Genomic DNA, 20,287 nt, shown 5'->3' with positions numbered 1-20,287 from the left:
TAAGATGCGCACTGAAAAACGGTTCTCTGTTAGACTTCAGAGAAACTCTCTACATTATGGCACTTGCAATGAAAGTAATCTCTCAAGTTGAAGCGCAGCGCAAGATTCTGGAAGAAGCAGTTTCGACTGCGCTGGAGTTGGCCTCAGGCAAATCGGACGGTGCGGAAGTTGCCGTCAGCAAGACCACCGGCATTAGCGTTAGCACGCGCTATGGTGAAGTGGAGAATGTCGAATTCAATAGCGATGGCGCGCTGGGGATAACCGTTTATCACCAGAACCGCAAAGGTAGCGCATCATCCACCGATTTAAGCCCGCAGGCCATTGCCCGCACCGTACAGGCGGCGCTGGATATTGCGCGTTACACTTCGCCAGATCCGTATGCAGGCGTGGCAGACAAAGAACTGCTGGCTTTCGACGCGCCGGATCTTGACTTGTTCCACCCCGCAGAAGTTTCTCCGGACGAAGCCATTGAACTGGCGGCCCGTGCTGAACAGGCGGCATTACAGGCGGATAAACGCATTACCAATACCGAAGGCGGCAGTTTTAACAGCCACTACGGTGTCAAAGTTTTCGGTAATAGCCACGGTATGTTGCAAGGCTACTGCTCAACGCGTCATTCGCTCTCCAGTTGCGTGATTGCCGAAGAAAATGGCGATATGGAGCGTGATTATGCCTACACCATTGGCCGCGCGATGAGCGATCTACAAACGCCAGAGTGGGTCGGGGCCGACTGCGCTCGCCGTACTTTATCGCGTCTGTCGCCGCGTAAACTCTCCACCATGAAAGCGCCGGTCATTTTTGCCAATGAAGTGGCAACCGGGCTTTTTGGGCATCTGGTTGGGGCGATAGCGGGTGGTGCGGTCTACCGTAAATCCACCTTCCTGCTCGACTCGCTGGGTAAACAAATTCTGCCAGACTGGCTGACCATTGAAGAGCATCCGCATCTGCTGAAAGGGCTGGCATCTACGCCATTCGACAGCGAAGGTGTTCGTACCGAACGTCGCGACATTATTAAAGATGGCATCCTGACTCAGTGGCTGCTGACCAGCTACTCGGCGCGCAAACTGGGGCTGAAAAGCACCGGACATGCGGGCGGTATTCACAACTGGCGCATTGCCGGACAAGGTCTAAGCTTCGAGCAGATGCTCAAAGAGATGGGCACTGGGCTGGTGGTGACGGAATTGATGGGCCAGGGCGTGAGTGCAATTACCGGTGATTATTCCCGTGGTGCGGCGGGCTTCTGGGTAGAAAACGGCGAAATTCAGTATCCGGTTAGCGAAATCACCATCGCAGGTAATTTAAAAGATATGTGGCGCAATATTGTCACCGTCGGTAACGATATTGAAACACGCAGTAATATACAGTGTGGTTCTGTGCTGTTGCCGGAGATGAAAATCGCCGGACAGTAAAAAAACTGGCGCGACCTGCCGCGCTATAAACTAAAAAATTACACAAAATCATTCGCACTGCATCGAGACGGAAAGTGAATGAGGGCCGGGGAGTGTACTCGTAGTACGTGACTCGGGCGAATGAGCGTAGCCGTCGATGAGGCAGTGTGAAGGATGAAGTGTAAATAAAAAAGGAAGTGAGCAATGCGTAAAAGCCTGTTAGCTATTCTTGCAGTCTCCTCGTTGGTATTCAGTTCGGTGTCGTTTGCCGCTGAGCTGGAAGACAATATGGAAACCCTCAACGACAATTTAAAAGTGGTCGAAAAAGCGGATAACGCGGCGCAAGTCAAAGACGCGTTAACGAAGATGCGCGCCGCAGCGCTGGATGCGCAAAAAGCAACGCCGCCGAAGCTGGAAGGCAAATCGGCAGACAGCCCGGAAATGAAAGACTTCCGTCACGGTTTCGACATTCTGGTTGGTCAGATTGACGACGCGCTGAAGCTGGCAAACGAAGGTAAAGTCAAAGAAGCGCAGGCTGCCGCAGAGCAACTGAAAACGACCCGCAATTCATATCACAAGAAGTATCGTTAATTCCTCATTGGGCGGTGAAACGTCGCTGCCCAATGATCTCTTCTCCCTTCGTAAAATCACCGCCAAATCTCTCTTCACTACGGCATATTTCTGCGTGTCGCCGCCATTTTTGCGAGGCGTTTTCCAGAAATGAATGTAATGCATATGTAATGCTATAATGCATTACACTTTTCATAATTACCGGAGGCATAATGGCCACACTTAACGTCCGTCTGGATGACAAACTGAAAAATGAGGCTTATGCGGTGCTGGAAAAATTAAATATTACGCCTACTGAAGCAGTGCGGCTGCTGTTTCAGTACGTTGCGGAAAATGGGCGAATGCCGGTAAAAACGCTCACTGTCAGTGATAGTGAAGAAGCCTTGTTACGCACTGTCAGGGAACGACTGGCCAACCCACAAGAGGCCATTAAGGTCCGACTGGATGAACTATGAGCTGGCCTTTGATCCGCGAGCGCTGAAAGAGTGGCAAAAACTGGGCGTGACAGTCCGGGAACAATTTAAAAAAAAGCTTGAGGATGTGCTGAAAAGGCCGCGCAATCCATCGGCTAAACTGCGGGATTTACCGGACTGCTACAAAATTAAGCTTCGCACTCTGGGATATCGCCTGGTTTATCAGGTTAACGATAAAGAGTTGCTCGTGTTGTTGATAGCTATTGGTAAGAGAGAGAACTCAGCCGTTTATGAAGATGCGGATAAACGGCTGGAAGAGTGATTAACGCAAATAGTGTACCACCTGGTTGCTGCTGCCGCGCCAGATCAGGGAAGGGTCTTTTAAATCCTGCATAAATTTGCCATCAACCAGCACGTTGATCAAATCAACAACCTGCATTTGTGCAGCGTTGAGTTCGTCGAGTTTATACCCTGTCCACACCCAGATGTCTTTACCCGGACATTCGGCACGAATGCGTTGTACCAGTTTCAGAATATCCGGCACGTTTTGCGGATGCAGCGGATCGCCGCCGGAGAGGGAAATGCCCTGGCGTTTGATGCGAGTGTCGTTCAGATCGTTGATGATCTGGTCTTCCATTTCTTTGGTAAATGGCAGACCGGAATTTACCCGCCAGGTGCTTTTGTTATAGCAACCGGGGCATTCATGAACACACCCGGAGACAAACAGGGTGCAACGAGTGCCGGGGCCGTTGACGATGTCGACAGGATAGTATTGATGGAAGTTCATATTTCGCCTGGCTTATCAGTCCGCGTGTAGGCCGGATAAGGCGTTTACGCCACATCCGGCAATCAATAACTGATGCGACGCTGTCGCGTCTTATCAGGCCTACAGCCGTTGCTACAGTCTGGAATTTGTAGGATTTGTAGGCCGGATAAGGCGTTTACACCGCATCCGGCAATCAATGCCTGATGCGACGCTGTCGCGTCTTATCGGGCCTACAGCCGTTGCTACAGTCTGGAATTTGTAGGCCGGATGCGGCGCTTTCACATCACATCCGGCATTTGCTTAACGCAGCGTGGAGATCAACCGATCTGCCCATTTCCTAAATGTTTAACGCGGCGCTTAACTTCTTCCTGCTTGCCGGCGTTAAACGGACGCGCATCCGGACTACCTAAATATCCGCACACGCGGCGAGTTACCGACACACGGGAGGTGTCATGGTTACCACATTTCGGACAAGTGAAGCCTTTGCTGGTGCACTCAAACTCGCCGGTAAAGCCACATTCGTAGCATTCATCGATCGGCGTGTTGGTGCCGTAATACGGCACATGCTGATAGCTGTAATCCCAGACATCTTCCAGCGCCTTCAGGTTGTGCTGAATGTTTGGATACTCGCCGTAGCAAATGAAACCACCGTTCGCCAGCGGCGGGTAAGGCGCTTCAAAGTCGATCTTGTCGTACGGGTTCACCTTCTTCTCCACATCAAGGTGGAAACTGTTGGTGTAGTAACCTTTATCGGTCACGCCCGGCACCACGCCAAACTCGGCGGTATCGAGACGGCAGAAGCGGTCGCACAGGTTCTCACTCGGCGTACTGTAGAGGCTGAAACCGTAGCCGGTTTCTTCTTTCCACTGATCCACCGCCTGACGCAGACGTTCAACAATCGCAATACCTTTCGCACGCAGCTGCTCGTTGTCGTAAACATGCTCGCCGCCGAACAGCGCGTTAATGGTTTCGTGGATACCGATGTAACCCAGCGAGATAGACGCTCGACCATTTTTGAAGATTTCAGACACGTCATCGTCTGCATTCAGACGTACGCCGCAGGCACCTTCCATATAGAGGATCGGCGCTACGCGCGCTTTCACGCCTTCCAGGCGGGCGATACGGGTCATCAGTGCCTTACGCGCCAGCACCAGACGTTCATCCAGCAGCTTCCAGAAGGTGGCTTCATCGCCTTTCGCTTCCAGAGCAATGCGCGGCAGGTTCAGGCTGATCACGCCGAGGTTGTTACGACCATCGTGGATCTGCTCACCGTTTTCGTCTTCCCACACGCCGAGGAAGCTGCGGCAGCCCATCGGGGTTTTAAACGAACCGGTGACTTTCACTACCTGATCGTAGTTCAGGATATCCGGATACATGCGCTTGCTCGCGCACTCCAGCGCCAGTTGTTTGATGTCGTAGTTCGGATCGCCCACTTTATGGTTCAGGCCATCGCGAATTGCGAACACCAGTTTCGGGAACACGGCGGTTTTACGGTTTTTACCCAGGCCCGCGATACGGTTACGCAGGATAGATTCCTGAATCAGGCGCGATTCCCAGCTGGTACCCAGACCAAAGCCAAAGGTCACAAACGGCGTCTGACCGTTGGCGGTGTGCAGGGTATTTACTTCATATTCCAGCGACTGGAATGCGTCGTAGCACTCTTTGATGGTACGAGAGTTAGCGTAACCGTCGACGTCAGGAATGCTCCACTCTTCCGCAGTTTTACGGTGCTTGTTGTAGCTGGCGGTGACAAACGGCGCCAGAACTTCGTCGATACGGTTAATGGTGGTGCCACCATAAATATGGCTGGCGACCTGAGCAATAATTTGCGCAGTTACTGCGGTAGCTGTAGAGATCGACTTCGGCGGTTCAATCTCGGCATTCCCCATCTTAAAGCCTTGCGTCAGCATGCCTTTCAGGTCGATCAACATGCAGTTGAACATTGGGAAGAACGGCGAGTAATCGAGATCGTGGTAGTGGATATCACCACGTTCATGTGCCTGCACCACGTCACGCGGCAGCAGGTGCTGACGTGCATAGTGTTTCGCAACAATCCCGGCCAGCAGGTCACGCTGGGTCGGAATGACTTTACTGTCTTTATTCGCGTTTTCATTGAGCAGCGAGGAATTAGTCTGCTCGACCAGGCCACGGATCTCCTGGTTCAGACGACCGCGTTTTTCACGTTCAATGTCGCGATCGTGACGGTACTCAATATATGCGCGGGCCAGTTGTTTGTACGGGCCAGACATCAGTTGGTTTTCAACAGCGGTCTGGATTTCGTTGATATCTACCTGGTTACGCCCCTGCATTTGCTCGCTGACGATAGCGGCAACAGTGGCACAATAATCTGCATCATCGACTTCCGCTGCTTTAGCTGCACGCAGAATAGCTTCTTTGATGCGCTCTGATTTAAACGGCACTTTGCAGCCGTCTCGTTTCATCACATGCGGTGTCATGATCGCTCCATATTTTTAAGAACAGGTTATCCACAGAAAGTTGGGAAGTGCGCCCCGGTTTATTCAGCTCTTGTTACGGGGATTTACTGCAATCCCAATTCGCTTTATCCACAATTGTGTCGGCTTCGTTGACGTGTATCTTGTTGCAAGTTTAGACGATGGATACAACATATTGGGTTGAGATGCATTTTAAAGTCTATATATAGTGCTTTGCATTAAGGATGTTTGCGTTTTTTTTGATTTAGCTCAAAGTAAAAAGCAGAGAGTACGGATGGCGGGCGCTAGAGCGATGTGTAAATTTTTTGATGATTTTCTGGTTATAAAATCAACAAAAACAATATACTACCCGGTAAGTCCCCGGAAATACTCGCTTTAGCATGGTCTGGAGAAGGATTATCTCTGAAACCACCAGACAACCTCAAAAGACCGTAATGTCGTGGCACAGAGTTGTGGTTAGGTTTCTTCAAAGCTATACATCAGAAGCTGCCAGTAGTGTTCTGAACACTCTTTGGATAAATCTGGTAGAAGGTAACTCTCAGGAAAGGGCTGCTGGGATGACGATTTGTTGAGGTTCGCTGCGTCCGGTTACCTGGTCGATCAACTGGCTGGCAGCCTGACGTCCGGCTTCGGCGTAGCCTGGATCAACGGTGACGATCTCCGGATGGAGAAACTTCATTAACGGCGTATTACCAACGCTCGCCAGTTGCAGGGTGTCGATGTGTTGCTCTTGCAGGTACTTACATGCCCCGAGCGCCAGCGTGTCGGTTGCGCACAGCAACGCAGTGGTTTCTGGCGTAATCACTTTTGCCACGTTCTCGTAACCTTGCTTCATGGCCAGGCCGGGCAGGGCGGCGACGGGATGTAGTTTATGTGCTTTGCAGAATGCCAGATAAGCCTCATGACGCCGCTTACCAGTGGTAATGTCGCTGTGCGGTACGCCAAGATAACTAATATTGCGATGCCCCCGATCGTAGAGGCATTGCATCAGAATCTTAATCGCCCCTTCGTCGTCATAACAGACCGAAGCAAAACCTTTTGCGTCATGCGCCAGCAGTACCAGAGATGATTGCCAGTGAGCTAACATTTCTTCCGTTATGCCGGTAAAACCGAACAGCACCACTCCGTCAATATTGCGACGTTTCAGAACGCCTAAATGTTCAGTAACCAGCTGTGGCGAAAACTGGCTTTCCATCATGATCGGATCGTAACCCTGTTCATAGAATGCCGGCAGCATCGTCTGAACGGCGAGATTTTCTGATAACGAATCCAGACGGGTGACGATAATAGCAACTACTTTATCGCTTTGCCCACGCATAGCACGTGCGGAGCGGGAAGGGGAAAATCTATGCTGATTCATCACTGCTTCCACGCGCTCGCGCGTGTGCTGACTCACGCCACTTTCGTTATTCAGCACTCGGGAAACCGTGGATTTTCCCACGCCGCTTAAACGAGCAATGTCTTTGATGGTCAGCCGATTTTGCATCCTGTTGTCCCGTAATTTGCGTTTAATTATTTGAGCCTAACTTCACCCACGCATTCAGCAATGGGTAAAGTCTGGTTTATCGTTGGTTTAGTTGCTTGCAGATATTATATCGGCATAAATGCTACGAATATTATTGGATTCTCCTTATTATTTGCGGCGCTTTTTTCACTTACCGGAGGTTTTATGGAACCTGATCCCACGCCTCTCCCTCGACGGAGATTAAAACTTTTCCGGTAAGCCTGTCTTTTCACGGCATTACCGGATGTGTAAGGCCGTGACGTTTTAACGTCCCAGCTCATGTTTATTACCTTCAGGTAAGGCTTTGCGACGCCTGAAGATATTTTCTGCACCATGCTTACAGGGTGCGGAGGGACTTCCTATGTTTAAAGAAATTTTTACCCGGCTCATTCGCCATTTACCTTCTCGTCTGGTCCATCGCGATCCGTTGCCTGGCGCGCAACAGACAACGAATATTCCGATCCCGCCTTCCTTAAGCGCGCATTGCCTGAAAATGGCGGTGATGCCAGAAAAGGAATTATGGAAAACCTTCGGCACGCATCCAGAAGGGTTAAATCAGGCGGAAGTGGAATTAGCCCGCGAACAACACGGTGAAAATAAACTACCCGCGCAACAACCGTCGCCGTGGTGGGTACATTTGTGGGTCTGTTATCGCAACCCCTTTAATATTTTGCTCACGATCCTCGGCGGCATTTCTTACGCCACGGAAGATTTATTTGCCGCGGGCGTTATTGCGTTAATGGTCGCTATTTCTACGTTGCTGAACTTTATTCAGGAAGCGCGCTCCACCAAAGCAGCAGATGCCCTGAAAGCGATGGTCAGTAATACTGCGACGGTGCTGCGCGTAATTAACGACAAAGGCGAAAATGGCTGGCTGGAGATCCCGATCGACCAGCTGGCGCCTGGCGATATTATTAAACTGGCGGCGGGGGATATGATCCCGGCAGATTTACGTATCTTGCAGGCGCGGGATCTGTTTGTCGCTCAGGCGTCGTTAACCGGTGAGTCTCTGCCCGTGGAAAAAGCCGCTACCACTCGCCAGCCGGAGCACAGCAATCCGCTGGAGTGCGACACCCTGTGTTTTATGGGCACCACCGTGGTGAGCGGCACGGCACAAGCAATGGTGATTGCCACAGGTGCCAATACCTGGTTTGGTCAACTGGCGGGTCGTGTTAGTGAGCAGGAAAGCGAGCCGAATGCCTTTCAGCAAGGGATTAGCCGCGTCAGTATGCTGCTGATTCGCTTTATGCTGGTGATGGCTCCGGTGGTGTTGCTTATCAATGGTTACACTAAAGGCGACTGGTGGGAAGCTGCACTGTTTGCGCTTTCGGTCGCGGTAGGCTTAACGCCAGAAATGTTGCCGATGATTGTTACCTCGACGCTGGCGCGTGGCGCAGTCAAGTTGTCGAAACAGAAAGTGATCGTCAAACATCTGGATGCCATTCAGAACTTTGGCGCAATGGATATTCTGTGCACTGATAAAACCGGCACCCTGACACAGGATAAAATTGTGCTGGAGAATCATACCGATATCTCCGGTAAAACTAGCGAACGCGTGCTGCATAGCGCGTGGTTGAACAGTCATTACCAGACCGGGCTTAAAAACCTGCTTGATACAGCGGTGCTCGAAGGTACGGATGAAGAGTCAGCGCGCTCGCTGGCCAGCCGTTGGCAAAAAATTGATGAGATTCCGTTTGATTTCGAGCGTCGTCGGATGTCGGTGGTTGTGGCAGAAAATACCGAACACCATCAGTTGGTTTGCAAAGGCGCATTGCAGGAAATCCTCAATGTGTGTTCGCAAGTGCGTCACAATGGCGAGATTGTACCGCTCGATGACACCATGCTGCGTAAGATTAAGCGGGTTACTGATACGCTGAATCGTCAGGGGCTGCGCGTGGTTGCGGTGGCGACGAAATACCTGCCAGCGCGTGAAGGAGATTACCAGCGGGCGGATGAATCCGACCTGATCCTCGAAGGATATATTGCTTTCCTTGATCCGCCAAAAGAGACAACCGCTCCGGCACTGAAGGCATTAAAAGCGAGTGGAATTACCGTAAAAATCCTTACTGGCGACAGTGAGTTAGTTGCAGCGAAAGTGTGCCATGAAGTGGGGCTGGACGCGGGAGAGGTGGTCATTGGTAGTGATATTGAAACGCTATCTGACGACGAACTGGCAAATCTCGCACAGCGCACCACGCTGTTTGCTCGTCTGACGCCGATGCATAAAGAACGCATCGTAACGTTGCTGAAGCGCGAAGGGCATGTGGTTGGCTTTATGGGCGATGGTATTAATGATGCGCCCGCCTTACGCGCTGCGGATATCGGCATTTCTGTAGACGGGGCGGTAGATATTGCCCGTGAAGCGGCTGATATCATTCTGCTGGAAAAAAGCCTGATGGTACTGGAAGAGGGGGTTATTGAGGGACGCCGAACTTTTGCCAACATGCTGAAATACATCAAAATGACGGCAAGTTCTAACTTCGGTAATGTGTTCAGCGTGCTGGTGGCGAGTGCTTTCTTGCCCTTCCTGCCGATGTTGCCGTTACACTTGCTTATTCAAAACCTGCTGTACGATGTGTCACAGGTGGCGATCCCGTTTGATAACGTTGACGACGAGCAAATTCAAAAGCCGCAGCGTTGGAATCCGGCGGATCTTGGCCGCTTTATGATCTTCTTCGGACCGATCAGCTCGATCTTCGATATTCTGACGTTTTGCCTGATGTGGTGGGTATTCCATGCGAATACGCCGGAAACGCAAACGCTGTTCCAGTCGGGCTGGTTTGTGGTGGGATTACTGTCGCAAACGCTGGTTGTGCATATGATCCGCACCCGCCGTGTGCCGTTTATTCAGAGTTGTGCGTCGTGGCCATTAATGGCGATGACCGCGATCGTGATAGTCGTGGGGATCGCGTTGCCGTTTTCGCCGCTGGCGGGTTATCTGCAACTGCAGGCACTGCCGTTAAGTTACTTCCCGTGGCTGATTGCGATTCTGGCAGGGTATATGGTGTTAACGCAGTTGGTTAAAGGGATTTATAGTCGTCGTTACGGCTGGCAGTAAAGAATTAACTGGGCATGGTGGCCCGGATTCAGATTGCAGACAAAGTGAGCTTTGTTCATGCCGGATGCGGCGTAAACGCCTTATCCGGCCTACAAATTCAATAAATTGCAGGAATCACGTAGGCCTGATAAGCGTAGCGCATCAGGCGATTTTGCTTTTGTCATCAGACTTAATCCGGGCATGATAGCCCGGATTTCCCTCAAGATTAGCGACGAACAGCGATCGCTTCGATCTCAATCTTTACGTCTTTCGGCAGACGGGCAACTTCAACGCAAGAACGTGCCGGGAAGGTGGCGTTGTGTTCGGTGAAGAACGCTTCGTAAGTGGCGTTTACGGTTGCGAAATCGTTCAAATCTTTCACAAACACGGTGGTTTTAACGATATCGCCCACTTTCAGACCTGCCGCTTCCACGATCGCTTTTACGTTATCCAGCGACTGACGCGCCTGTGCAGCGACATCTGCCGGTACTTCGCCAGTTTTCGGGTTTACCGGGATCTGACCGGAAGTGATGATCATACTGCCCAGATCAACGCCCTGAACATACGGACCGATAGCTGCGGGTGCATTTTCCGTCGCGATAGTTTTGCTCATGATTTCTCCTTTATTACAGCGGTAAAAAGTCTGGCTCATTATAGGGAGCCTGACATTTATTACCAACCGCAATTAATTGGCCAGCACCACATTATGCGAAAACTCTTTTTCACAATATTTGCATTTGAGCGCAATATCATTGGCGCGTTTTCTCACGGCAAAGCTGGAAGAAACCGGTTCTGCATGGCTGATACAGTTGCTGTTCGGGCAGACCAGCACATTATCAATACGTTCCGGCAGGCTGGGGCGTGATTTGCCGACCACTTCATAGTTGTCGATACGGTTTACCGTGGCCTGCGGCGCATACAGTGCCAGTTGGTCTACTTGATCTTCATTTAAAAAGGTATTTTCGATTTTGATCAGATCCTTGCGGCCCATCTCGCCGGAAGGTAGGTTCAGACCGATGGTGATGCGCTGATCGGTTTCGGTTAACTTGAACAAGCTCAATAGCTTAAAACCGATCTGGGCGGGGATATGGTCAATTACCGTGCCGCGTTTAATAGCTTCAACCTGCAATTTATTATCGTGTGTCATCTCTATTTCCCCTTACAGTACCAGATCGCGATTCAGAACCAGTGCCAGTAACGCCTGGCGAGCGAAAATCCCATTGCCTGCTTGCTGGAAGTACCAGGCGTGCGGCGTTTTATCGACATCCGTCGCAATTTCATCAATACGCGGCAGCGGATGCAGCACTTTCATATTGGCTTTGGCGTTGTGGAGATCGCTGGCGCGCAGGACAAACTGCGCTTTTACGTTGGCGTATTCGGACGGGTCCAGACGCTCTTTTTGCACGCGAGTCATATACAGAATGTCCACTTCCGCCATCACTTCTTCAATGGAACTATGCAGACTCCAGGCGATACCTTTTTCATCGAGCATATCCAGAATGTACTGCGGCATTGCCAGCGCATCCGGGGCGATGAAGTAAAAACGGTTGCCGTCGAACTTCGCCAGCGCCTGGGTCAGGGAGTGAACGGTGCGACCATATTTCAGGTCGCCGACCATTGCGACGCGAAGATTGTCGAGACGTCCCTGAGTTTCCTGAATGGTGAACAGATCCAGCAAGGTTTGCGTCGGATGTTGGTTGGAGCCATCCCCGGCATTCAGTACCGGTACATTGCCGGAAAATTCGGTGGCCAGGCGTGCTGCACCTTCCTGTGGATGGCGCATCACAATCGCATCGACGTAAGTGCTGATAACCGAGATGGTATCAGCCAGCGTTTCCCCTTTTTTTCCCAGTGAGGTGTTTGCGCTGTCAGAGAATCCCACCACGCTAGCGCCCAGGCGGTGCATCGAGGTTTCGAAAGAGAGGCGGGTGCGGGTTGATGCTTCGAAGAAGCAACTGGCAATCACTTTATGTTTCAACAGCTCTGGTTGCGGGTTCGCTTTCAGTTTCGCCGCTGTCGCCAGCACCAGATTAAGGTCATCGCGACTAAGGTCGTTTATGGAAATGATATGTTTTTGATATAGCGGATTAGCCATCTTTTATCTCCTGACGCCTGGGCAAAAAAAAGCCCCTCGATTGAGGGGCTGGGAATAGGTGAACAACGGGAAGAAAAACGGCAGGCCAGCGTCTTTTTTCAGACGCGGTAAGACAAAATGTCGAACACACTGAACCATACATCCTCCCGGCAAATTGTCCGGCATTATACTCAGCCAGAAAGTGGGATCAAGCGATTAATGCAAAAAATTACTCAGGTAAACGATTGTAGTGAATTTATATGCTTTAAAATTGAGTTTTTAACAACATTTGTTTTTGTGGCAAACGGGCAGAAAAACATGCTTTGGCGCAATCGGACAGCAAAAAATGCTGGTATGGCAGTAAGGAATTACGTATAACGAGAGAAATGAAACATTGTTTTAATTGAGGAATGAAAAAGATGATCATCGGAAATATTCATAATCTCCAGCCGTGGTTGCCAGAAGAGTTACGCCAGGCCATTGAACATATCAAAATGCACGTTACGGCAGAAACGCCAAAAGGTAAGCATGATATCGAAGGCAACCGTCTGTTTTATCTTATCTCTGAAGATATGACTGAGCCGTATGAAGCGCGTCGCGCGGAGTATCATGCCCGCTATCTCGACATCCAGATTGTGTTAAAAGGGCAGGAAGGAATGACTTTTAGCACACAGCCTGCGGGTACGCCGGATACTGACTGGTTAGCTGATAAAGACATCGCCTTTTTGCCTGAAGGTATTGAAGAGAAAACAGTTATCCTTAATGAAGGCGATTTTGTTGTGTTTTATCCGGGTGAAGTGCACAAACCGCTGTGCGCAGTGGGTGAGCCTGCTCAGGTTCGCAAAGCGGTTGTTAAGATGCTGATGGCTTAAGCGAGTACCTGCCGGTGGCGACGTGAAGCCGCCTCCGGTACTGAAATTATTTGGCAAGCGTAGCGACCATTACCGCTTTGATAGTATGCATACGGTTTTCCGCCTGATCAAAAACAATGCTGGCAGGAGATTCGAAAACCTCGTCCGTTACTTCCATCCCACCATGTAGGCCAAATTCTTCAGCCATCTTTTTGCCAAGCGTTGTTTGGTCATCATGAAACGCGGGCAGGCAGTGGAGGAATTTGACCTCTGGATTATCAGTTAACTGCATCATCTTGCTATTCACCTGATAATCACGCAGCAATGCAATCCGTTCAGCCCATTTCTCTTTTGCTTCACCCATCGACACCCATACATCGGTATAGATAAAGTCAGCACCTTTAACGCCAGTCGCGACATCTTCTGTCAGGGTAATATTCCCGCCATTTTGTTGTGCCAGGGCGCGGCATTCCGTAACCAGCGCAGCTTCCGGCCAGCATGCCTGTGGCGCGACCAGACGCAAATCCAGACCAGTAAGCGCCGCAGCTTCGAGCATCGAATTGCCCATGTTATTGCGGGCATCTCCGGCGTAGACCAGCGTCATCTCATTAAACGCTTTACCCGGTAAATGTTCTTGCATGGTCAGTAGATCTGCCAGCAGTTGCGTGGGGTGGAACTCATTGGTCAGCCCATTCCATACCGGGACGCCAGCGTATTCCGCCAGTGTTTCGACAATCTCCTGACCATAGCCGCGATACTGAATACCGTCATACATGCGGCCAAGCACGCGGGCGGTATCTTTAATTGACTCTTTATGACCAATCTGGCTGCCGCTTGGGCCGAGATAAGTGACGCGAGCGCCCTGGTCATATGCGGCAACTTCGAAAGAGCATCGGGTACGGGTTGAGTCTTTTTCGAAGATGAGCGCGATGTTTTTACCAGTAAGTCTGGCTTCTTCTTTACCGCTTTTTTTATCTGCTTTTAGTTTAGCGGCTAGCTGGAGCAAGGTGTTGAGTTCAGCTGGCGTGAAATCAAGTAATTTCAGGAAATGCTTATGATAAAACCCGGACATAGATCCCTCCTGTGGCTTACGCCATAATGAATTAAAATTCAATTTATATGTATGAATATTCATTTGCAAGCCTAAAGCATAAAACTTTGTCACAAAGGTGGAGGCAATGTCAGTGGTGTGTGACAATAAGAGTATCAGCAGGACATTAAGAGGAATAAGTCATGGCAAACCCGGAACAACTCGAAGAACAGCGTGAAGAAACACGTTTGATTATTGAAGAATTACTGGAAGATGGCAGCGATCCGGACGCGCTGTACACCATCGAACATCACCTTTCCGCAGACGATCTGGAAACCCTGGAAAAAGCAGCGGTTGAAGCGTTTAAACTCGGTTACGAAGTGACCGATCCGGAAGAGCTGGAAGTGGAAGATGGGGATATCGTAATTTGCTGTGACATCGTCAGCGAATGCGCGTTGAATGCCGATCTGATCGATGCCCAGGTTGAGCAATTGATGAACCTGGCAGAGAAATTCGACGTTGAATACGACGGTTGGGGGACTTATTTTGAAGATCCTAACGGCGAAGATGGCGACGATGAAGATTATGTCGACGAAGACGATGACGGTGTTCGCCATTAATTAATTGATTAAAATGCCCGATAGCACACACTAGCGGGCATTTTTTTAGAGTTCGCGCAACATCCGCACTTCACAATCAACATGGCCCGTGCAGCCAAGTGCATAGTCGATATGTTGAAAACCTAAATGTTCATACAAACCAATCGCTTCTTTCAAAAAAGCAGTCGTTTCCAGATAGCAGCGTTTGAAGCCCATTTCTCGTGCCTGCTCCATCGCCATTAAGGCCAGTTTTTTCGCCAGCCCTTTGCCGCGAATAGCAGGAAGAAAATACATTTTCTGCAGTTCGCAAATGTCCGATTCACTACCTGCTAATGGCGCAATCCCGCCGCCGCCCACCACTTCGCCATTGTGCTCAACTACCCAATAGGCATGACCGGGCTGACTATACACTTGATACAATTCGTCGAGATTGGGATCGGCGACGGTATAGCCTTTATCAGCGGTAAGACCGTACTCTGCGGACACCTGGCGGATGACGCTGGCGATGGCGGGATTATCGGCGGCGGTAAGTTTGCGCAAACGGAGCGCGGGGGAAACGACAACATTCATAGCATAGCTCAATTTCAAATGTATGATTTATAGCTCCCTTTAATACCACCCTCGCTTTGGTGGTGCAAGAAGAAGATAAATCAGAAAATATTAAGCATATATCGTTTAGATAAAGCGTATTCTAGATGGTCCAGTATCAATTGACTGGAATTATTATCTATATGAATGGAATTTATTTTAGGGATATAGTTCATGAATGGTGTAAACGTCGGGAAAGATAATCCTCGTCACGCATTTGTTTTTACAGGCAAGGGTGGTGAGTATTTTCTTATTTGTCTTGTGAATTTTTTACTGACAATTATTACTCTGGGAATATATGGGCCGTGGGCATTAGTGAAATGCCGTCGTTATATTTATCAGCATGTTACACTCAAGGGGCAACCATTTAGTTATAAGGGAACAGGTGGTGCCATTTTTGTTAGCATGTTGCTTATTATGATCGTTTATTTTTTCAGTATTTCTTGTTTTGCAGGCCAACACTTTGTTCTTGCTTTTCTCCTGTTTGCTCTCTTGATCTGCGGTATTCCTTGCATGGCAGTGAAGAGTCTGCAGTATCAGGCGAACATGACCTCGCTGAATGGTATTCGCTTTGGCTTTAACTGCTCAATGCTCCGTGCATGGTGGGTTATGTTAGGTCTGCCTGTTCTGTTGGCATTAGCTTTTTGGCTCGTACTGTACCTTATTGCGCAAGTGACGACATCGATAGGTGGGTTATTCTTTAACTTAGTGGTCTTAAGTTTGCTTTCCGTCATCGGACTGGGTGTTATCAACGGTATTACCTATAGCAAGTGGATGCCATTACTGGGTAATAACGCGACTTTTGGTGTCCATCAATTTTCCATTAAGGTCAACGTAAAAGAATGCATTAAAGGTTGTATGCTCGCAATATTAACCATGGTTCCTTTCATCATTGTGATTGGTATTATGATTGCGCCAGTATTTCAGCAGTTAATGATGATGACCATGTTGGGTAGGTCTGATGCGGGCAGTGAGCTAGTATTGCAATATTACCCGCAGATTACGGCTTCTTATTTCCTGTATTTTGTCGCGATTCTTGTTTTTGCCAGTTATCTCTATGTCACGTTACGCAATCTGTTTTTGAATAACCTGACGCTGGCAAATGGCACTATTCGTTTTCATTCATCTGTTACCGCGATCGGTATGCTTTTGCGCATGTTGGCGGTATTAATAGGGTCCTCAATTACCTGTGGTCTGGCTTATCCCTGGCTGAAAATGTGGATGGTTAGCTGGATTGCTAACAATACCCATGTCCAGGGCGACCTTGATTCGCTGGAGTTAACCAATGATGACAAACCGCAGGATAGCGGTCCGTTAATGTGGATATCTCGCGGTATTATGCCGTATGTTCCGTTTATCTAAATAAAAAGGCCGGAGCATGCTCCGGCCTTCGTTTTCTTCACTGTGTTGATTACAGCGCGGCGATAACTGCCTGCTGTTCAATCAGCTTCGCTTTCGCTTCCGCATAACCTTCCAGCTTCTCACGCTCTTTCGCGATGACCGCTTCCGGTGCGCGCGCTACAAAGCCTTCGTTCGCCAGCTTATTCTCGATGCGGCTGATTTCACCTTCAATCTTCGCCACTTCTTTCGCCAGACGCGCCAGCTCATCTTCTTTGTTAATGAGGCCAGCCATCGGGATCAGCAGCTCTGCACCGTCGACGATCTTAGTAACGGACACCGGACCTTTGTCATCGGCAGGCAGCACGGTGATACTTTCCAGACGCGCCAGCGTTTGCAGGAAGCCACGGTTTTCATTTACGCGACGTTCTGCATCCGCGCTGCAACCACGCAGCAGCAGCTCCAGCGGTTTGCCCGGCGCGATGTTCATTTCTGCACGGATGTTACGTACCGCAACGATCGCCTGCTTCAGCCACTCGGTGTCGGCCAGTGCGGCTTCATCGACCTGAGACGCATCGTACTGCGGGAACGGCTGCAGCATGATGGTGTCGGCAGTGATGCCGCAAAGTACTTTCACACGCTGCCAGATGGTTTCGGTGATGAACGGAATGATCGGATGCGCGAGGCGCAGCAGACCTTCCAGCACGGTCACCAGCGTATGGCGAGTACCACGCAGTTCGGCTTCGGTGCCACCGTTCATTACCGGCTTGGTCAGCTCCAGATACCAGTCGCAGAACTGGTTCCAGGTGAATTCATACAGAATGCCTGCGGCGATATCGAAGCGGAAGCTGTCCAGCGCTTCGCGGTACGCTTTGATGGTCTGGTTGAACTCCGCCAGAATCCAGCGATCCGCCAGCGACAGCGTCATTTCACCGCCGTTAAAGCCGCAATCCTGACCTTCTGTGTTCATCAGCACAAAGCGGCTGGCGTTCCACAGCTTGTTACAGAAGTTACGGTAACCTTCCAGACGCTTCATATCCCAGTTGATGTCACGACCGGTAGAAGCCAGCGCCGCCAGGGTGAAGCGCAGCGCGTCAGTACCGTGCGGCTCAATGCCGTTCGGGAACTGCTTCTCGGTGCGCTTACGGATTTTGTCCGCCAACTGCGGCTGCATCATATTGCCGGTACGTTTTTCCAGCAGTTCTGGCAGCGAAATACCGTCAACCATATCCAGCGGGTCGATAACGTTACCCTTGGATTTAGACATCTTCTGGCCTTCGTCATCACGAATCAGACCGGTCATGTAAACGGTGTGGAACGGCACCTGCGGTTTGCCATTTTCATCTTTGATGAAGTGCATGGTCATCATGATCATGCGGGCAATCCAGAAGAAGATGATGTCGAAACCAGATACCATCACGCTGGTTGGGTGGAACTGACGCAGGGCGTCGGTGTTTTCCGGCCAGCCAAGGGTAGAGAATGTCCACAGCGCAGAAGAGAACCAGGTGTCGAGAACGTCTTCGTCCTGACGCAGAGCAACGTCGGCACCGAGGTTATTTTCCTTGCGCACTTCTTCTTCGTTGCGGCCAACATAAACGTTACCTGCTTCGTCGTACCATGCCGGGATACGGTGACCCCACCACAGCTGACGAGAGATACACCAGTCCTGAATATCGCGCATCCAGGAGAAGTACATGTTTTCGTACTGCTTCGGTACGAACTGAATGTCGCCATTCTCAACCGCTTCAACTGCCGGTTTCGCCAGTACATCGGCACGCACGTACCACTGGTCGGTCAGCATCGGTTCGATAACCACGCCACCACGGTCGCCATAAGGAACGGTCAGGTCGTGCGGTTTAATTTCTTCCAGCAGGCCGAGCGCGTCAACCGCAGCAACGACGGCTTTACGTGCAGCAAAACGCTCTAGTTTCTGGAACTCTGCCGGGATCTCGCTGGAATAAACATCAGATTCGTTACCTTTGGTATCGAATACCTGGGCGCTTTCACGGATATCGCCGTCAAAGGTCAGGATGTTGATCATCGGCAGGGCGTGACGTTTACCGACTTCATAGTCGTTAAAATCGTGTGCCGGGGTGATCTTCACGCAGCCGGTGCCTTTTTCCATGTCGGCGTGTTCGTCGCCAACGATCGGAATACGACGGTTAACCAGCGGCAGAATGACATATTTGCCAATCAGATCTTTGTAACGCGGATCTTCCGGGTTAACGGCTACGCCGGTATCGCCCAGCAGGGTTTCCGGACGGGTAGTCGCAACCACCAGATAATCTTTACCGTCTGCGGTTTTCGCGCCGTCAGCCAGCGGATAGCGGATGTGCCACATCGAACCTTTCGATTCGCGGTTTTCCACTTCCAGGTCAGAAATAGCGGTACGCAGTTTCGGGTCCCAGTTTACCAGGCGCTTGCCACGGTAAATCAGGTCTTCTTTATACAGACGAACGAAAACTTCTTTCACCGCATTGGACAGGCCTTCGTCCATGGTGAAGCGTTCACGCTCCCAGTCGACGGAGTTGCCGAGACGGCGCATCTGACGGGTAATGGTGCCACCGGATTCCGCTTTCCATTCCCAGATTTTGTCGATGAAAGCTTCGCGGCCGTAATCGTGACGGGTTTTACCTTCTTCTGCGGCAATCTTGCGCTCAACGACCATCTGGGTAGCGATCCCGGCGTGGTCAGTACCGACCTGCCACAGGGTGTTTTTGCCCTGCATGCGCTGATAGCGGATCATGGTATCCATGATGGTTTGCTGGAAGGCGTGACCCATATGCAAACTGCCGGTGACGTTCGGCGGCGGGATCATGATGCAGAAACTTTCCTGGCTTTCATCGCCATTAGGCTTAAAGTAGCCCTGCTTTTCCCAGTGCTCGTAAAGCGGCTGTTCGATATCTTGTGGGTTATATGTCTTTTCCATTATTTCCAGGTTGCCGTATTCAGGTTGAAACCAGCCACGCGGTAGGCTTTATAGCGTTCGCGCGCCAGTTGTTTCAGAGAATCTTCATAAGGGACGAAGTCTACCACTTCTGTGAAAGCGGTGGCAAAATCTGCAAAGCTTGTTCGCAGACTAATCAATATATCGCGCGGGCTGCTGCTACGTTTTTGCGGCCAGGCGATCTCCACCGGCGCACCGCCGCGCGGTCCTTCTCCCGCTAAATTATGCGGAACAAAGCTTTCTCCCGGACGCGCCCACAGGGCTTCATCCAGCCGGTAAGCCTGCTTTTCATCTTCACAGGCGATGAGCACGCGCTTACCGCTGCGCCAACGTTCTGCGGCAATTTCACACACCAGCTGCTCAACGGCGCTTAAGCCATCGACGGTGGTGTCATTGTCCAGAAGGTAGAACGTTGCGTTTTTCATATATGGGGCTTCTTGTGGTGGATTTAAATATGCATCTGGTAATACACAGCATTGCCTGATGCGACGCTTGCGCGTCTTATCAGGCCTACAAGTTCAGTGCTGTGTGTAGGTCGGATAAGGCGTTCATGCCGCATCCGACAATAACAGCATTGCCTGATGCGACGCTGCCGCGTCTTATCAGGCCTACGAGTTCGATGCTGTGTAGGTCGGATAAGGCGTTCATGCCGCATCCGACAATAACAGCATTGCCTGATGCGACGCTGCCGCGTCTTATCAGGCCTACGAGTTCAGTGCTGTGTAGGTC

20 protein-coding genes and 1 pseudogene are annotated in these 20,287 nt (G+C 50.5%); 10 read left to right on the top strand and 11 right to left on the bottom strand.

Going from position 1 to position 20,287, the window contains the following annotated elements; genetic code table 11:
- Window positions 1–56: 56 nt before the first annotated feature.
- The 4 genes from pmbA to D9597_RS04665 all read left to right on the top strand — a co-directional run bounded on the left by pmbA (window position 57) and on the right by D9597_RS04665 (window position 2,693).
- Entirely contained in the window at window positions 57–1,409 is a 1,353-nt protein-coding gene (gene pmbA, locus D9597_RS04685; protein ID WP_001162191.1) for a metalloprotease PmbA, read from the top strand.
- 183 nt (window positions 1,410–1,592) lie between these two features.
- Window positions 1,593–1,979 (top strand): cytochrome b562, encoded by a 387-nt coding sequence (gene cybC / locus D9597_RS04680; protein ID WP_130221745.1) that lies wholly within the window; start codon window positions 1,593–1,595, stop codon window positions 1,977–1,979.
- Window positions 1,980–2,170: 191 nt separating this feature from the next.
- Window positions 2,171–2,413, top strand: a complete 243-nt coding sequence (locus D9597_RS04670; RefSeq protein WP_000212715.1) for a type II toxin-antitoxin system RelB/DinJ family antitoxin — start codon at window positions 2,171–2,173, stop codon at window positions 2,411–2,413.
- Window positions 2,403–2,693 carry a type II toxin-antitoxin system RelE/ParE family toxin gene (locus D9597_RS04665; RefSeq protein ID WP_130221744.1) on the top strand — a complete coding sequence of 97 codons (291 nt, stop codon included), beginning with the start codon at window positions 2,403–2,405 and terminating at the stop codon, window positions 2,691–2,693. The genes D9597_RS04670 and D9597_RS04665 overlap by 11 nt, the downstream gene beginning before the upstream one ends.
- On the opposite strand, the gene nrdG is transcribed toward D9597_RS04665, so the two are convergent.
- The 3 genes from nrdG to treR all read right to left on the bottom strand — a co-directional run bounded on the left by nrdG (window position 2,694) and on the right by treR (window position 7,103).
- The gene (nrdG, locus tag D9597_RS04660) at window positions 2,694–3,158 is read right to left on the bottom strand and encodes an anaerobic ribonucleoside-triphosphate reductase-activating protein (RefSeq protein ID WP_130221743.1); all 465 of its coding nucleotides are present in this window, start codon (window positions 3,156–3,158) and stop codon (window positions 2,694–2,696) included. It abuts the gene before it with no gap.
- A gap of 296 nt (window positions 3,159–3,454) precedes the next feature.
- Window positions 3,455–5,593: an anaerobic ribonucleoside-triphosphate reductase gene (gene nrdD / locus D9597_RS04655; RefSeq protein ID WP_130216657.1), complete on the bottom strand. Its 2,139-nt coding sequence runs from the start codon at window positions 5,591–5,593 to the stop codon at window positions 3,455–3,457.
- A 535-nt stretch (window positions 5,594–6,128) separates the two neighbouring features.
- On the bottom strand, window positions 6,129–7,103 hold the full coding sequence (treR, locus tag D9597_RS04650; RefSeq protein ID WP_276319998.1) for a trehalose operon repressor TreR: 975 nt from the start codon (window positions 7,101–7,103) through the stop codon (window positions 6,129–6,131).
- Between the two features lie 156 nt (window positions 7,104–7,259).
- On the opposite strand from treR, the gene mgtL reads away from it, so the two are divergent.
- Together mgtL and mgtA are read left to right on the top strand one after the other, a co-directional pair.
- Window positions 7,260–7,313 (top strand): mgtA regulatory leader peptide MgtL, encoded by a 54-nt coding sequence (mgtL, locus tag D9597_RS04645; RefSeq protein ID WP_001387276.1) that lies wholly within the window; start codon window positions 7,260–7,262, stop codon window positions 7,311–7,313.
- Window positions 7,314–7,455: 142 nt separating this feature from the next.
- Entirely contained in the window at window positions 7,456–10,152 is a 2,697-nt protein-coding gene (gene mgtA, locus D9597_RS04640; protein WP_130221741.1) for a magnesium-translocating P-type ATPase, read from the top strand.
- 205 nt (window positions 10,153–10,357) lie between these two features.
- Here the strand turns inward: mgtA and D9597_RS04635 are convergent, their stop codons facing one another.
- From D9597_RS04635 to pyrL, 4 genes are all read right to left on the bottom strand, one after another.
- On the bottom strand, window positions 10,358–10,744 hold the full coding sequence (locus tag D9597_RS04635; RefSeq protein ID WP_000047542.1) for an enamine/imine deaminase: 387 nt from the start codon (window positions 10,742–10,744) through the stop codon (window positions 10,358–10,360).
- A gap of 72 nt (window positions 10,745–10,816) precedes the next feature.
- Window positions 10,817–11,278: an aspartate carbamoyltransferase regulatory subunit gene (pyrI, locus tag D9597_RS04630; RefSeq protein ID WP_097748119.1), complete on the bottom strand. Its 462-nt coding sequence runs from the start codon at window positions 11,276–11,278 to the stop codon at window positions 10,817–10,819.
- A gap of 12 nt (window positions 11,279–11,290) precedes the next feature.
- Window positions 11,291–12,226, bottom strand: coding sequence for an aspartate carbamoyltransferase (pyrB, locus tag D9597_RS04625; RefSeq protein WP_000013052.1), 936 nt, complete (start codon window positions 12,224–12,226; stop codon window positions 11,291–11,293).
- Between the two features lie 3 nt (window positions 12,227–12,229).
- Window positions 12,230–12,364, bottom strand: a complete 135-nt coding sequence (pyrL, locus tag D9597_RS04620; RefSeq protein ID WP_032341226.1) for a pyr operon leader peptide — start codon at window positions 12,362–12,364, stop codon at window positions 12,230–12,232.
- On the opposite strand from pyrL, the pseudogene D9597_RS23280 reads away from it, so the two are divergent.
- Window positions 12,344–12,427 (top strand): annotated as a pseudogene (locus D9597_RS23280) (hypothetical protein); the annotation flags it as partial. The gene pyrL and the pseudogene D9597_RS23280 sit on opposite strands and share 21 nt — an antisense overlap.
- A 197-nt stretch (window positions 12,428–12,624) precedes the next feature.
- Complete coding sequence (gene tabA, locus D9597_RS04610) at window positions 12,625–13,077, top strand: toxin-antitoxin biofilm protein TabA (RefSeq protein WP_130216649.1); 453 nt, start codon at window positions 12,625–12,627, stop codon at window positions 13,075–13,077.
- A 46-nt stretch (window positions 13,078–13,123) separates the two neighbouring features.
- Here the strand turns inward: tabA and argF are convergent, their stop codons facing one another.
- Window positions 13,124–14,128 (bottom strand): ornithine carbamoyltransferase, encoded by a 1,005-nt coding sequence (argF, locus tag D9597_RS04605; protein WP_130221739.1) that lies wholly within the window; start codon window positions 14,126–14,128, stop codon window positions 13,124–13,126.
- A gap of 161 nt (window positions 14,129–14,289) precedes the next feature.
- Here argF and rraB point away from each other — a divergent pair, with 161 nt between their 5' ends.
- Entirely contained in the window at window positions 14,290–14,706 is a 417-nt protein-coding gene (gene rraB / locus D9597_RS04600; protein WP_130206080.1) for a ribonuclease E inhibitor RraB, read from the top strand.
- A 45-nt stretch (window positions 14,707–14,751) separates the two neighbouring features.
- On the opposite strand, the gene D9597_RS04595 is transcribed toward rraB, so the two are convergent.
- Window positions 14,752–15,255 carry a GNAT family N-acetyltransferase gene (locus tag D9597_RS04595; RefSeq protein ID WP_130206082.1) on the bottom strand — a complete coding sequence of 168 codons (504 nt, stop codon included), beginning with the start codon at window positions 15,253–15,255 and terminating at the stop codon, window positions 14,752–14,754.
- Window positions 15,256–15,447: 192 nt separating this feature from the next.
- Here D9597_RS04595 and D9597_RS04590 point away from each other — a divergent pair, with 192 nt between their 5' ends.
- Entirely contained in the window at window positions 15,448–16,635 is a 1,188-nt protein-coding gene (locus D9597_RS04590; RefSeq protein ID WP_130221738.1) for a DUF898 family protein, read from the top strand.
- 49 nt (window positions 16,636–16,684) lie between these two features.
- Here D9597_RS04590 and valS read toward each other — a convergent pair whose 3' ends face one another.
- Window positions 16,685–19,540 carry a valine--tRNA ligase gene (gene valS, locus D9597_RS04585; RefSeq protein ID WP_130221737.1) on the bottom strand — a complete coding sequence of 952 codons (2,856 nt, stop codon included), beginning with the start codon at window positions 19,538–19,540 and terminating at the stop codon, window positions 16,685–16,687.
- Window positions 19,540–19,983: a DNA polymerase III subunit chi gene (gene holC, locus D9597_RS04580; protein WP_130221736.1), complete on the bottom strand. Its 444-nt coding sequence runs from the start codon at window positions 19,981–19,983 to the stop codon at window positions 19,540–19,542. Before holC ends, valS begins: the two co-directional genes overlap by 1 nt.
- Window positions 19,984–20,287 lie beyond the last annotated feature (304 nt).

This window comes from Escherichia sp. E13S3, assembly GCF_004212325.1.
In the GTDB taxonomy this organism is placed as follows: Bacteria; Pseudomonadota; Gammaproteobacteria; order Enterobacterales; family Enterobacteriaceae; genus Escherichia.
The sequence above is the reverse complement of the archived record's forward strand: the minus strand, read 5'-3'. Positions and strand labels throughout refer to the sequence as shown.